This is a genomic window from Paracoccus sp. SM22M-07 (assembly GCF_001887735.1).
Classification (GTDB): domain Bacteria; phylum Pseudomonadota; class Alphaproteobacteria; order Rhodobacterales; family Rhodobacteraceae; genus Paracoccus.
On sequence record NZ_JPKW01000001.1, the window covers coordinates 563571 to 577228 of the forward strand.

A 13658-nucleotide genomic window follows, 5' to 3' on the forward strand; every position below is an offset into this window, starting at 1 on the left:
CAGATGAAGGAATATATCGCCCGCCGGATCACGGCCATTCACGTCATCGATGCCAATGGCGTCGAAGTGCCTGCTGATATGATCGACGGCCTGGGTGTTTCGCTCATCTCCAACGAACCGGTTGCTGCTCCGACACTTGGCCCCGCTATCGCTGACCGGACCTACGTTGTCGGCGGCGCACTTGTCACGATCGACCTATCGCAGCGTTTCATCGGCGCGATCAGCTACGGCATGACCCCGGCCAACATCTCCGGCGTCACCCGCAGCGGCGCGACCGTCACCATTGACCCAGTGCAGACCCGCGCGGCAACCGAGATCACCGTGTCCGGCACCAATGCGGGCGGCACTGTGTCCATGACCTTCACGCTGACCATCAATGCCGTCAGCCCGACGCTGACCGCCCCGCTGCCAGATCAGAGCCTCTCTGTCGGGGATGCCAATGTCATCCTGCCGCTTGGTTCGTATTTCGCAGACGCGGCCAGCTACACCGTCACCCCGACGGGTCAGGGCGTCACCTTGAGCAGTGATAACGTGGTTATCAGCGCAGCAACGGAACGCGACGCAAGCTATACCGTCACGGCTGCGAACAGCACTGGGCAAAGCGTCAGCGACACCTTTGCCTTGCTAGTCGCCACCGTGGAAAGCCCGCAGATCACCTTCACCGCGACCCCTGACGGTTTCACGTACAGCGCCTAAAGGAAAAAGACCCATGCCCATCACCATCGAATGGCGAATTGCAGACCAGGACGGCGCGCCAGGGCCGATCAATACGATCATCGGTCCTGACGGGGACGGCGTGGTCACGCTGTTGCCCAGTGACACCGATGTTCAGGTTCGGGCCGCGGGCGAAAGCCAATGGACCGATCTCCGCACGCTGCCAGCGCCGGTCGATCCCGATGCCGTCCCGGTTATGCGGCAGACCTTCGGCGGGCGTCCGAATGTCATTCCGATGCGCTTCTACGAGGACGGTCAAAACGAACTGATCGACCCGGCAACGCACCCGCACATCATGGGCTTCACGCACACAGCCATCCGCGACGGGTTCTGGTCCGACCCTACGCTATGGGACGCCGGTACGGTCCCCGGTCCCGGTGCCGTCGTTTCGATCGGGAGCAATACCGTCTTCTACGACCATTTCAGCGATGACATCCTGAAAGACCTGCTGGTGCCCATGGGCGGGCGCTTTGAATTGGCAACTTGGGCCGAGACGCGCCTGCGCCTGGACTACTGGATGACGATGGGTGTGGTGAACCTCACGGACACCAAGGAAAGCAGCACGGCCGGCGCTCCGAAGCATGAGATCATTTTCCACGCATCCGAAGCTCCTGGCGCGACGACCCGCCTCGGTGCCATGTTCATGGGGCCGACCCGTATCCGTGGGACAGAAAAAAGGGGCCATTTACGACTGGCTGACCTCCAGGTGGCAGCCGGGGCAACCGAACTTCCGCTCACCGGCCTTGCCGCATCGGGCTGGCGCATTGGCGACACCCTGCACATTCTGGGAACGGAGTATGTTCCGCTCGTCAGCACAGACCCCCAATGGACCGGACCCGATCAGTATTATGCGAGCGGGAACGGCCAACAGTCCCTGAACGAGTTCCAGTTCGGCCAGGATGAGGAGCGCACGATTGTCGCGATCAACGGCGACGTGGTGACGCTCGACGCCCCACTGACCTACACCCACGCGGGAACCTCTGGCGTTCTGAAGGATGGCCAGGTTCTGACCATCCGACCAGTTGTTGCCAACGTCTGCCGCTCGATCCGCTTCCGTACCGCGTCAGCGGAGGAGGACGGCACACTCGATCCCAACGCTGACCTCACGGATCTGCAAAAGCGGGCGCACATGATGTTCCATCGCTGCCCGGATGTTGACGTGCGCTACTTCGAAGCCAAGAACATGGCTCGAACCTCGACGGACCCGACGCTGTTTGTCGGGGGCCTGCCCTACAAGTGCGCGCGGGCTGGTGGTGAAGTCACTATCCAGCCGATCACGGACGTGGCGGGCGGCACCCCTCTGGCCAATCCCCTCAATGTCCGTGGTCGTTACGCGGTCCACTTCCACTGGTGCGGCGGTCCCTATGCCACGTCTCCGTTGATCCATTGCATTGGGCTAAGCTGTTGGGCTCCCATTGGCGAGGTCCCTCAGCCGGGTTGGGCTCTGACGCAGCACGGCACCAGGATGACGATCGAGGATTGCGTGGTCTCGAACGTCCGTGGCGCTGGCATGGTATCCGAACTCGGCAACGAGACCGGACAGTGGCTCGACAACGTGGTCACAGGTGCCCGTAGCGACGGGGATGGCGACGGGTGGGGTTCGCGGCAGGAATACTACTCGAACCAGAACGGTTCACAGGGTGCCGCCTATGAGAACCAGTCCCGCGCCATCCTGATGCACGGCAACATCGCCGGTTCGTCCAGATACGCCTACATCTGGCACGCCCAGAAGGACAACTCGCAGAAGCGCAGCCAGCGCGACATCGACTTGCGGATGGTCGATGGCATGCACCACGGGGTCAACTTCAACCTGGAACTGAACCGAGATGAAGTTATCGGCAACATCAACGTGCAGATCCCGCCGATGCTGGATTGCGAGGCCCATGCCTGTCGGCGCGGCTTTGCGGTCATTCACCGCCAGGGTGACGGGCGGCATTACGACAAGACCCCGTTGCTGGTAGAGCGGTTCCTGACCCTGAACGTGCCCTTCTCTTTCGACGTTCCAGAATACTCGAACAGTTACGACATGAAGGACTGTCTCATTCAGGCACCGGACCCAATCATGTCCGGTTCTTTCGGCTTCGCCTTCGGCAACGTCACTTGGGACTGGAACGTGTCGAACAGCCTTGTTCGCAACTGCGACACTGCTTTCAGGAACTCGGGCGCTGGCATCAATTACGAAGGGCATTTCATCGACATCATCACCGAGAACTGCACCAGGTTCTCGAACACCGATGAAACCGCCTTTTCGACCATCGCCAACATTACGGCGCAGCCTTGGTGGAACGTGATGGGCGATGCCTTTGCGCACCCGACCGATCCCAACAAAGGGGTTCCGCGCGTCTGGAAGAACGAGGACAGCGTCAACCTTCCGCTGCCTTATCCGCTCGAACCCTATGGTCGCAAACTCCCCGCTGGCTATCCTGCGGTCAATCCCGGTGACACGCCCTATTTCGTTCTGGGCGATGGCACCAATGGCGCGGCGACGACCACCCCTGTCGCGATTGACCTGACCCTCACGGCAGGGACCGGGCGCAGCCGGGGGCGGTTCCACGGCATCATCCGCGACAGCGTTGGCGATCGCCGCTATCCCGACTGGCAGTCTTCTGAATCGTTTCCCAACAACCTCACGATCAAGAGCCATCGCACCTTCGGGAAACTCCAGCCCGAGCAGGTCGTTCGCCGTTGGGGTTGCTGGAATGACAACGGCGTGTGGAAGACGCGAACGTGGTTCATGGGCGCTGACCGCTTCACCCATGTTCGCTTCTCCTTCCATGCCGATTGGACCCTGGTCGGCTTCCCCGAGGAGTTTCTGTTGCAGCATGAGCTTGACGGACCTTCGGAGTCCCCGGAGTGGCCGGACAAGCCCGAACGCGCGAATGCCAAGCCGCTGCCCTTCGGTCCGGTCGAGGAGCCTATTCGGTTTTTGTCGCGCACGACACTCGAAGCTGTCGATGGCCAACCCCTGACGCACAGCTTGCGTCCGAACCGGGTTGCATCGTCCATGAGCATCGTCGGCGGCGCGGACGCGGCCCAGTTCCGGGTTTCCATGCAGCAGCTTCAATGGGTCGGAGGCGGCACTCGCAGCTTGTCACCGGCCACGGACGCCGATGCCGACAACGTTTTCGAGGTCGTGGTGCGCGTCATGGATGCCTGGGGCCAGACGCACGACCAAGCGCATCAGGTCAAGCTGATCTCCTCGGATCGCGTGTCCCCCGCAATTCTGGAGAACTTCACGCGAGCCAACGAGCCAATGACCGCCAACCCGAACTATGTGGTGACGGCGGGCGTCGGTAGCGTGTTCCAGATCGTCTCGAACAAGCTTTCGGTGCTCACTAACGGTGTCGCAGGCGGACCTTCTGTCCTGGACATGGGTTCCTTGGGAACATCAGACCAAGAAGTCCATGCCAGCCTGCGAGGCGGGAACGGGCCAATGATCGCTTTGCGCATGGAAGACCCGAACAACTTCATCGGCTTCCGGCGCGGGCTCTACGAGTCCTTCAATGAAATGCTGATGATAAAGGACGGAGTCCTCACGAAAGTATGCGAGTTCGAGAATTGGGGTCATACCTGGTTCAAGATCCGACTGGTTGATAACCGGGTCGATTTCATCAAGACCGTGGGCGCGGGCGAGGAAATGTCGGCTTACCCGAAAGCTGACAAGATGCTGGCCTTGCGGTCCCTTGAGAATGATCCGCATTCCGCCCCGTCAACCTTCCTTCTGCCTGACAACGCGCCAAAGGGCACGAATGTCGGGGTCTATGCCTCGCATGGCGCTGACGCTTCCGGGTGGGGCATCGGCATGAATTTTAGGGCACTGTAATGTGGAAATTCATCACATGGATGTTCGCCGCCCCGGGCGCTCAGCTTGACCCTCGCGCTTGGCGCAACCGTGGGGTGGCTGTGGCCTTGGCTATGCTGGTCCTGGCCATCATCGACGCCATGGGCGTTCACAGACGGAGGGATCGATGAACCCCGAGAGCATCATCCAGGAGATGGGCGGCGGCCTTTCTGCCGTGGTCATCGTGGGCATGGGCATCGTCGCCGTCGCACTCTGGCGCGAGATCCGGCGCCTGAACGACGCCCGCATGGAGGACATGAAGGACGCCAACAGGGCGCATTCCGATCTGACCAAGGAAGTCGCGCGCACCTTGGACGATCTGGCGGAAAATATCCGCCAGACACGACGGGAGTGATGGTCATGTCCTGGTTCAAACCCAAGCGTGAGGAATGCCGCCAAGTCCGTCAGCGCGAGCTGGCGGAAATGGAGGATCGCAACCGCGAGGTTGCCAGCAAGGTGGATCGGCTCGCCCGGCTCCTGGATGAACTGAAGGAAAGGAAGCGTGGTGACAACCATCCTTGAAATCGCGGCATGGGCCGTCGCGCTGATGCTGGCCGTGACCATGGCGCTGGTCGCCCGCGGCTTCCTGCCCGTGGCGATGCGGGCCGACGGCTCGCCGGTCTACCACCTCTCTGCCGGCGTGGTGTTGATCTTCACCGCCTCGGCCCTGCGCGCGCTCTATTGGGATGTGATGCCGCTGGCGCTGGATGCCGTCTATAACGGCAGCTGGTCGGCCTGGCATGGCATGGTCGGGCGACCGATCCCCAACATCGTCCTGGGCCTTCTGTTCATCTGGGGCGGTCGCCACCTGCTGGTTCTGTTCTGGCTGCTGATCCCCGAACACGCCCGCTGTCGATACAGCATCCTGACCGCGCCTTTCTATCCGCGGGCCGCGCCCATGTGCCGGGCCATCGTCTCGCTGCTGGTTCGCTGGCGGCGCTGACTTCACCCCACCCTAGCCACCCAAAGCCCCGTCATCGTGCGGGGCTTTTTCATGTCCGGAGATCCTCATGAGTTACCAGATCCGCGCGCGCCAGGCGCGCTGCGCCGCCTTGGGCTTCTGGCCCGGTCCCATCGATGGCATCGACGGCCCGCGCACTGGGGCGGCCTATGCCGCTGCCTGTGCCGCGCAGGCGGCCAAGGGCAGGCCCTTCGCGCATCCCACCGGCATCACCCGGGTCCATTGGCACTGGACGGCTGGCAATCACCAGCCGAACGCCACCGACCTGCGGTCCTATCACTGCCTGATCCCCGGCGAGGGTGCCGCGCGCTGGCCGGTCGATCCGACCGCCGGCCGGTCCCACACGCTGAACGCCAATAGCGGTGCCATCGGGGTGTCGCTCTGTGCCATGGCCGGCGCGCAGGAGCGCCCCTTCGATCCCGGCCGTGCGCCGATCACGCCTTGGCAGGTCTGCCAGCTGGCCCGCGTCACCGCGCGGCTCTGCCGGGATTACGACATCCCCGTCTCGCGCTGGTCGACCCTATCCCACGCCGAGATCCAACCCGCCCTTGGCATCGCGCAGCGCCAGAAATGGGACATCACCTGGCTGCCGGGCATGCCAGGCCCCGCCGATCCGATCGCTGTGGGCGACCGCCTGCGCGACCTCACGTCCCGCGAGCTTCAGATCCTCTGATCTCGTCGACACCCAAGCCGAACTGACCACCGCCACTCTGGCTGCACTCGCAAAGGATAACGAGAATGAACAGCATCAAGACGATCGCCCCCATCCTGATCACCAAGACGCGCAGTTTCTGGCTCGGCATCGTGCCGGCCGTACTGACCCTTATCGACATCATTGTCGGCGCGGTCAGCGATGGCACGGCCGAGCCGATTGCCGCATCGATTGCCGCGATCTTCGGCCCCGTCTTTGGCGTCACGGCAGCAGAGGTTCACGCCTTCATGCTGGCCGTCGCGCCGCTCTGCGCCCTGATCGTTGCGCATCAACGGTCGGGTCTGGCCCGCCCCTATACCACCAGCCCTTCGAAAGAGCGCGATCTGGTCCGGACCATCGAGGACGGCAAGAGCGCTTTCGAAGCGGGCAAGGCTTTCGGTGAACGGCTGCTGCAGAGCGGATCCCGCTCACCCGCCTCCATTACGACCAGCGCGCCTCCCCCGCGCAGCAAATGACAGTGGCCAACCCCAAGCCCAATTTCAAACCCTGATCGCAGATCCTGATCGGGGCGGCCGCATGGCGACCGCCCCGACGCCTTTGCCCCTCCGCGTCGCGGCAGGGGACCGGACCTCGCGGTCCGATCCGTGCGGCTAGTTTTCGACGGCCAACCGCACCGACCAACCAAAGCTTATGGTCGCCTGCACCCCGCGCGGGGCAGGTGCCGCCTAAGCGAGAATCATCCTGTGAGACAAGTGAAACCCGCCTCGCCCGTAGCACCTTGGCTGGGGGGCAAGAAGCGCCTGCACGGGCGCATCATCCAGCGGATCGAGGCGATCCCCCACCGCACCTATATCGAACCCTTCGTGGGAATGGGGGGCGTGTTCCTGCGCCGCCGCTTCCGCCCAACCCTCGAGGTGGCCAATGACCTGAATGGCGAGATCATCAACCTCTTCCGGATCCTGCAGCGCCACTATCCGCAGCTGATGGAAGTCATGCGCTTCCAGCTGGCCAGCCGGCGCGAGTTCGAGCGCCTGCGCGCCACGGACCCTGCCACCCTGACCGACCTGGAGCGGGCGGCCCGGTTCCTCTACCTGCAGCGCCTGGCCTTCGGCGGCCAGGTCGGGGGCGTCTTCGGCGTGGCCGCCACGAACGGCCCGCGCTTTTCCCTGGCGCGTCTGGAGATCATCCTCGAGGAGGCGCGCGAGCGTCTGGATGGCGTGGTTCTGGAAAGCCTGGATTGGGCCGACCTGATCGATCGCTATGACAGCGACCGAGCGCTGTTCTATCTCGACCCGCCCTATTTCGGCGGCGAGGCCGATTACGGCAAGGGCATGTTCGATCGCAGCCAGTTCGCGAAGATGGCCGACCAGCTGGCGCACATGAAAGGCGGCTTTATCATGTCGATCAACGACACGCCTGAGATCCGCGAGACCTTCGCCGCCTTCCGTTTCGAGGAGGTGTCCCTGACCTACACGATCAGCGCTGGCGCGGGGACGCAGGCCAAGGAGCTGATCATCTCGAACAGGGTCGAGGAGGCGCGGCTGATCTGACCACCGCAGGTTGGCACATTCGCGATCTCTCTCTAGTTTGGCCTTATGTGGACCCGACGCCCAACCATCATTGCTGGCCGGACCGACCCCAACGATTGGGAGGTGCTTAGGAACGGGGTGGTGGTTGGAAGGGTATACGACGTCCGCATAAGCACTGGCGGCGGTCGATGGGTCTGGTCTGTCCAAGTAGGGCAGACAGGCATGGGCCATGTTGAGACGTTCGAGGATGCCCTTGAAGCGGTACGCGAAAGGGCGCGCTGATTCCTTTCGCGTGCTTCCAAGCGGCTGCATTTAGGCTGATTTTCCATACAGATTATCTGCAATTGCGAAGGAGCCCCGCTCCTTTGAAGGCGCGGATTGCGAGCTTGCGAATCACCCTAAATCCAGGTGTCGAAAGCAGGTATCAGGTTCATCGTTCGTACCGTATATGTCCTGATACCTTTTCACTCCCAAGCGCTTGATGTACTTGCGATCAGAGTTGGATTGCAAATCCGTGAAGACCGGTTCGATTCCGGTACCCACCTCCACTTCGACCCGACGCGAGGGTGACTTTCCCATGATATATGCCGCAACGACCCGCATCGCAGAAGCCGCGCTGCGGTTGCGCGCGGGTCTGGGCGGGCCGGCCACCCTTCGCGAGAGGCTGGTTTCCGGCCCGCGACCCGATCCCGCCACGATCTGGGTGCATGGCGCCTCGGTGGGCGAACTGACATCGGCACGGCAGGTGATCCACCTTCTGGCGCAGCGCCATTCCGTGCAGATCACCGCAAACAGCGAAACGGGGCGCGACCTTGCGGCGGGCTGGGGTCTGCCCGCGATGCTGGCCCCCCTGGACCTGCCCGGATCGCTGGACCGTTTCCTGGGCGCCTGCCGCCCCCGCCTGGCCGTCAGCATCGAGGCCGAGTTCTGGCCGCTACGGTCGCGCCTGCTGGCCGAACGCGGCGTGGCGCAGGCGCTGATCGGGGCGCGGCTGTCGGAACGGTCGGCCGGAACCTGGGGGCGATTCCCGCGCATCATCCGCCCCATGCTGGGCCGAATCGCGGCACTGTCGGCCCAGGACCAGGCCAGCGAGGCCCGCCTGCTGACGCTTGGGCTGCCCAGTTCGACGCTGTTGCCCCGGCTGGACCTGAAACTGCTGGACCCGGCATCGGTGCCCGCGCCGCCCGACGACCCCTTGCGCGACACGACGCTGCTGGCGGCCTCGACTCATGAGGGCGAGGATGCGCCCATCCTGGATGCCTTCCTGACGGCCCGCGCCGAACGCCCCCGGCTGCGCCTGATCCTGGCCCCGCGCCATCCGGGCCGTGGCGACGCCATCGCGGCATTGATCGCCGCGCGCGGGATGGCGGTGTCACGCCGCAGCGCCGGGGCCGACCTGCCCCCCGCCGGGGGCGTCCTGCTGGCCGATACCCTGGGCGAGATGCCGCGCTGGTATGCCGCCGCCGGCATCTGCATCATCGGCGGATCGTTCCGCGACCATGGGGGGCACACGCCCTGGGAACCGGCGGCACGGGCCTGCGCGCTGCTGCACGGGCCGCATACCGCCAATTTCGCCGAGGCCTTCGCGGCCCTTCAGGGGGCCGGCGGCGCGCTGCCGGTCACGGCCGACGACATGGCGCCCCATATCCTGCGCCTTGCCGCCGATGCCGACCTGGCAAGGCGCATGGGCCACGCCGCGCGACAGTTGCTGATCGCGCGCGCGGGCGATCCCGCTGCGCTGGTGTCGCGGCTGGACGAACTTGCACAGCGACCCGCCTGACCCGATATAGACGGGATGACGGAAGGATTTCTGCGATGATCCGCTATGCCCTGCGCTGCGCCAATGGACATGATTTCGACAGCTGGTTCCGGTCCTCGGACGGCTATGACGCCATGCGCGCGGCAGGCCAGGTGTCTTGCGGAACCTGCGGATCGACCCAGGTGCAAAAGGCGCTGATGGCACCGGCCGTGTCCGAACCGCGCCCGATCACCACGCCGAAATCCCCCGCCGAAACCGCGTTGGACAAGCTGCGCCAGCATGTCGAGAAGACCTCGGACTATGTCGGCAGCAATTTCGTCGCCGAAGCGCGCGCCATGCATCAGGGCAGCCGCCCCGAGCGCGCCATCCACGGAGAGGCCCGCATCGAGGAGGCCCGCAAGCTGATCGAGGACGGCGTCCCGATCGCCCCGCTGCCCTTCCTTCCACGGCAGAAGGCGAACTGATCTTGCGCGAACAGGGCCTTGCCCTTTCGCCTTTCCACCCATACAAGCCCCGCCGACAAACAACCTTTGGCTGGGGGCCCGAATATGCCGCTTCTGGTGATGAAATTCGGCGGCACGTCTGTGGCCGATCTGGACCGGATCAAGAACGCCGCCCTTAAGGTGCAGCGCGAGGTCGAGCGTGGCTATGACGTCATTGTCATCGTCAGCGCGATGTCGGGCAAGACCAACGAACTGGTGGGCTGGGTCGAACAGACCTCTCCGCTGTTCGATGCGCGCGAATACGACGCCATCGTCAGTTCGGGCGAGAACGTGACTGCAGGGCTGATGGCCCTGACCCTGCAGGAACTGGGCGTCCCCGCCCGCAGCTGGCAGGGCTGGCAGGTGCCGATCAACACCACCGCCGCGCATTCCGCCGCCCGCTTCGTGGACATTCCCCGCGCCAACCTGGACCAGAAATTCGCCGAAGGCTTCAAGGTGGCCGTGGTCGCCGGTTTCCAGGGCCTGGCGCCCGACGGACGCATCACCACGCTTGGCCGTGGCGGCAGCGACACGACCGCGGTGGCCTTTGCCGCGGCCTTCGGGGCCGAACGCTGCGACATCTATACCGACGTGGACGGCGTCTATACCACCGACCCGCGCATCACGTCCAAGGCACGCAAGCTGGACCGCATCGCCTTCGAGGAGATGCTGGAGCTGGCAAGCCTTGGCGCCAAGGTGCTGCAGACCCGTTCGGTCGAACTGGCCATGCGTTACAAGGTCCGGCTGCGCGTCCTGTCCTCGTTCGAGGATACGGACGACAATTCGGGCACGCTGATCTGCGATGAGGATGAAATCATGGAATCGAAAGTCGTTAATGGCATCGCCTCGTCGCGCGACGAAGCCAAGATCACCCTCGTGACGGTCGAGGACCGCCCCGGCATCTCGGCGGCGATCTTCGCGCCCCTGGCCGATGCGGGCGTGAACGTGGACATGATCGTGCAGAACATCTCCGAGAAGGATTACGAGGATCACCCCGGTTCGGTGACCGACATGACCTTCTCGGTGCCGATCAACCAGGTGGAACGCGCCAAGAAGGCCATGGAAGAGGCGCGCGCCGCCGGCACCATCAGCTATGACGACCTGAACATCGACACCGAGGTCGCCAAGGTCAGCGTCGTCGGCATCGGCATGCGCAGCCACACGGGCGTGGCCGCGCGCATGTTCAAGGCCTTGGCCGACGACAACGTCAACATCAAGGTCATCGCCACCAGCGAGATCAAGATTTCGGTGCTGATCGACCGCAAATATATGGAACTGGCCGTGCAGGCACTGCATGATGCCTTTGGATTGGAACAGGCATAAGGCCCGTTCGACAGGGGCCTCGCCCGTTCGGGCGGGGCTGATGCGCAAGGCACAAGGCGGACATGCGATGCAGGATCGCACGGACAGCGACTCGCGCAAGCTGCTGCGGCGGCTGAAGGAAATCCTTGCCGCGGCCGGTGGCGGGCAGGACCGGCTGGATCAGATCACCCATCACATCGCCGATTCGATGGGTACTCAGGTCTGCTCCATCTATCTGTTCCGCGACGCCAACACGCTGGAACTTTGTGCCACCGAAGGCCTGCGCCCCGAGGCCGTCCACCAGACGCGCCTGCGCCTTGGCGAGGGCCTGGTGGGCCGCGTCGCCCGCACCGGACGCCACGTCAACACCGCCGACGCGCCATCCGAACCCGGCTTCCGCTTCATGCCCGAAACCGGCGAGGAGGTCTTTCCGGCCTTCCTCGGCGTGCCGATCCAGCGCGTGGGCGAACGGCTGGGGGTGCTGGTCGTGCAATGCTCCACCGCCCGCCAGTTCACCGATGACGAGGTCTATGGCCTCGAGGTCGTGGCCATGGTCCTGGCCGAGATGACCGAGCTGGGCGCCTTTCAGGGCAGCAATGCAGACAGCATGCCGCTGGCCCACCGCTTTCCGCTGATGGTCCGGGGCGCCACAGGCCAGGAGGGCGCGGCCGAAGGGCGCGTCTGGCTGCACGAACCGCGCGTTGTCATCGCGAACCCCGTGGGCGACGATCCGGAAACGGAACTGGCCCGCCTGCATGAAGGCGTGGACAAGCTGCGCAGCCGCGTCGATTCGATGGTCGCCGCCGCGGATATGGACGGCGATGGCGAACATGCCGCCGTTCTGGAAACCTATCGCATGTTCGCCCATTCGCGCAGCTGGCTGAAGCGCATGGCCGAGGATATCCGCCTTGGCCTTTCTGCCGAAGCCGCCGTCGAAAAGGAACAATCCTCGGCCCGCGCGCGTCTGGAAATGGCGGCCGATCCCTATCTGCGCGACCGACTGCACGATCTGGACGACCTGTCGAACCGGCTGCTGCGCATCCTGACCGGCCAAGGCAGCGACACGGGTGCCGAAATGCCGGACAACCCGATCCTGGTCGCCCGCAACATCGGGCCCGCCGAACTGCTGGAATACGGTCGCCGCCTGAAGGGCGTCGTGCTGGAGGAAGGCTCCGTCGGCAGCCACGCCGCCATCGTGGCCCGCGCGCTGGCCATTCCGCTGGTCATCCACGCCACCCGCATCACCACCGAGGCGCTGAACGGCGACCCGATCCTGATCGACGGCGATCAGGGCATCGTCCACCTGCGCCCCGAGGAAAGCGTCGCCAGGGCCTTCCAGGACAAGATCGCCATGCAGGCCGAGGCACAGGACCGCTATGCCAGCCTGCGCAACCTGCCCGCCACCGGCACCTGCGGCACCACGGTCCAGCTTTACATGAATGCCGGGCTGATGGCCGACCTGCCCTCGCTGGACGGGTCGGGGGCCGAGGGCGTGGGCCTGTTCCGCACCGAATTGCAGTTCCTGATCCGCAACCATGTCCCGCGCCGGGCCGAACTGGCGGGCCTTTACGGCCGCGTCATGGACAACGCCCATGGCAAGCCCATCATGTTCCGCACGCTGGACATCGGATCGGACAAGGTGCTGCCCTATATGAAGCCGCAGGACGAACCGAACCCCGCGATGGGCTGGCGAGCGATCCGCGTGGGCCTGGACAAGCGCGGCGTCCTGCGGATGCAGCTGCAGGCGCTGATCCGGGCATCCGTCGGGCGGCCCCTGCACGTGATGTTCCCCTTTGTGGCCGACATCACCGAATACGAGGCCGCGCACCGCATCCTGATGCAGGAACTGGCCCGCGAGCAGCGCCTTGGCCACCAGATGCCGACCGACGTGCGTGTCGGCGCGATGCTGGAAACGCCGTCGCTGGCCTTTGCGCCCAAGCGCTTCTTCGAGATGTGCGATTTCGTGTCCATTGGCGGCAACGACCTGAAACAGTTCTTCTTTGCGGCGGACCGGGAAAACGAACGCGTGCGGCGGCGCTATGACACGTTGAACGTGTCCTTCCTGGCACTGCTGCGCCAGATCATCGCGCGATGCGAGGATGCCCGCGTGCCGGTCTCGTTCTGCGGCGAGGATGCGGGCCGGCCGATCGAGGCGCTGACCTTTGCCGCCCTGGGCATCCGGCGGCTGTCGATGCGCCCCGCCTCGATCGGGCCGGTCAAGCACCTGATCCGCCGCGTTTCCATCACCGAACTGCAACAGGTCATTGCCGAGGCAGAAGCCCAAGGATTGAACAGCGTTCGCGGTCCGGTCACGGCCTGGCTGGCAAAACAGTGAACCAAACCGCAGTTTTGCGGGTTGCCGTCACGGCGTGTATCGGCCGATACGTCATGCCGGATTTGCCCATGCTTGCCGCAACC

At 64.4% G+C, this 13658-nt stretch carries 12 protein-coding genes; all 12 read left to right on the top strand.

The genetic code is table 11. The annotated features are described in order from the left end of the window. Positions 1-3 precede the first annotated feature (3 nt). The 12 genes from IE00_RS02890 to ptsP all read left to right on the top strand — a co-directional run bounded on the left by IE00_RS02890 (position 4) and on the right by ptsP (position 13575). Positions 4-696 (top strand): hypothetical protein, encoded by a 693-nt coding sequence (locus tag IE00_RS02890; protein WP_072295517.1) that lies wholly within the window; start codon positions 4-6, stop codon positions 694-696. 13 nt (positions 697-709) lie between these two features. Beyond that, on the top strand, positions 710-4537 hold the full coding sequence (locus tag IE00_RS02895; protein ID WP_072295518.1) for a hypothetical protein: 3828 nt from the start codon (positions 710-712) through the stop codon (positions 4535-4537). 145 nt (positions 4538-4682) lie between these two features. Further along, the gene (locus IE00_RS02900; RefSeq protein ID WP_072295519.1) at positions 4683-4910 is read left to right on the top strand and encodes a hypothetical protein; all 228 of its coding nucleotides are present in this window, start codon (positions 4683-4685) and stop codon (positions 4908-4910) included. A 5-nt stretch (positions 4911-4915) separates the two neighbouring features. Continuing rightward, positions 4916-5077 (top strand): hypothetical protein, encoded by a 162-nt coding sequence (locus IE00_RS20025; RefSeq protein WP_170864070.1) that lies wholly within the window; start codon positions 4916-4918, stop codon positions 5075-5077. Next, entirely contained in the window at positions 5061-5498 is a 438-nt protein-coding gene (locus IE00_RS02905; protein ID WP_072295520.1) for a hypothetical protein, read from the top strand. The genes IE00_RS20025 and IE00_RS02905 overlap by 17 nt, the downstream gene beginning before the upstream one ends. A gap of 67 nt (positions 5499-5565) precedes the next feature. Then, positions 5566-6189 carry an N-acetylmuramoyl-L-alanine amidase gene (locus IE00_RS02910; protein WP_072295521.1) on the top strand — a complete coding sequence of 208 codons (624 nt, stop codon included), beginning with the start codon at positions 5566-5568 and terminating at the stop codon, positions 6187-6189. A 65-nt stretch (positions 6190-6254) separates the two neighbouring features. Beyond that, the gene (locus IE00_RS02915; RefSeq protein ID WP_072295522.1) at positions 6255-6683 is read left to right on the top strand and encodes a hypothetical protein; all 429 of its coding nucleotides are present in this window, start codon (positions 6255-6257) and stop codon (positions 6681-6683) included. Between the two features lie 228 nt (positions 6684-6911). Beyond that, the gene (locus IE00_RS02920; RefSeq protein WP_072295523.1) at positions 6912-7718 is read left to right on the top strand and encodes a DNA adenine methylase; all 807 of its coding nucleotides are present in this window, start codon (positions 6912-6914) and stop codon (positions 7716-7718) included. Between the two features lie 556 nt (positions 7719-8274). Beyond that, positions 8275-9477 (top strand): 3-deoxy-D-manno-octulosonic acid transferase, encoded by a 1203-nt coding sequence (locus IE00_RS02925; RefSeq protein WP_072295524.1) that lies wholly within the window; start codon positions 8275-8277, stop codon positions 9475-9477. 35 nt (positions 9478-9512) lie between these two features. Continuing rightward, a complete protein-coding gene (locus IE00_RS02930) occupies positions 9513-9920 on the top strand; it encodes a DUF1178 family protein (protein ID WP_072295525.1) in 408 nt (135 codons plus the stop codon). 84 nt (positions 9921-10004) lie between these two features. Then, the gene (locus IE00_RS02935) at positions 10005-11261 is read left to right on the top strand and encodes an aspartate kinase (RefSeq protein WP_072295526.1); all 1257 of its coding nucleotides are present in this window, start codon (positions 10005-10007) and stop codon (positions 11259-11261) included. Positions 11262-11328: 67 nt separating this feature from the next. Then, positions 11329-13575 (top strand): phosphoenolpyruvate--protein phosphotransferase, encoded by a 2247-nt coding sequence (gene ptsP / locus IE00_RS02940; protein ID WP_072295662.1) that lies wholly within the window; start codon positions 11329-11331, stop codon positions 13573-13575. Positions 13576-13658: the final 83 nt, after the last annotated feature.

Coding starts and splice junctions, on each gene's coding strand:
- IE00_RS02890 (WP_072295517.1), top strand. CDS start 4: ATGAAGGAATATATCGCCCGCCGGATCACGGCCATTCACGTCATCGAT.
- IE00_RS02925 (WP_072295524.1), top strand. CDS start 8,275: ATGATATATGCCGCAACGACCCGCATCGCAGAAGCCGCGCTGCGGTTG.
- IE00_RS02935 (WP_072295526.1), top strand. CDS start 10,005: ATGCCGCTTCTGGTGATGAAATTCGGCGGCACGTCTGTGGCCGATCTG.
- IE00_RS02910 (WP_072295521.1), top strand. CDS start 5,566: ATGAGTTACCAGATCCGCGCGCGCCAGGCGCGCTGCGCCGCCTTGGGC.
- IE00_RS02895 (WP_072295518.1), top strand. CDS start 710: ATGCCCATCACCATCGAATGGCGAATTGCAGACCAGGACGGCGCGCCA.
- ptsP (WP_072295662.1), top strand. CDS start 11,329: ATGCAGGATCGCACGGACAGCGACTCGCGCAAGCTGCTGCGGCGGCTG.
- IE00_RS02900 (WP_072295519.1), top strand. CDS start 4,683: ATGAACCCCGAGAGCATCATCCAGGAGATGGGCGGCGGCCTTTCTGCC.
- IE00_RS02915 (WP_072295522.1), top strand. CDS start 6,255: ATGAACAGCATCAAGACGATCGCCCCCATCCTGATCACCAAGACGCGC.
- IE00_RS02930 (WP_072295525.1), top strand. CDS start 9,513: ATGATCCGCTATGCCCTGCGCTGCGCCAATGGACATGATTTCGACAGC.
- IE00_RS20025 (WP_170864070.1), top strand. CDS start 4,916: ATGTCCTGGTTCAAACCCAAGCGTGAGGAATGCCGCCAAGTCCGTCAG.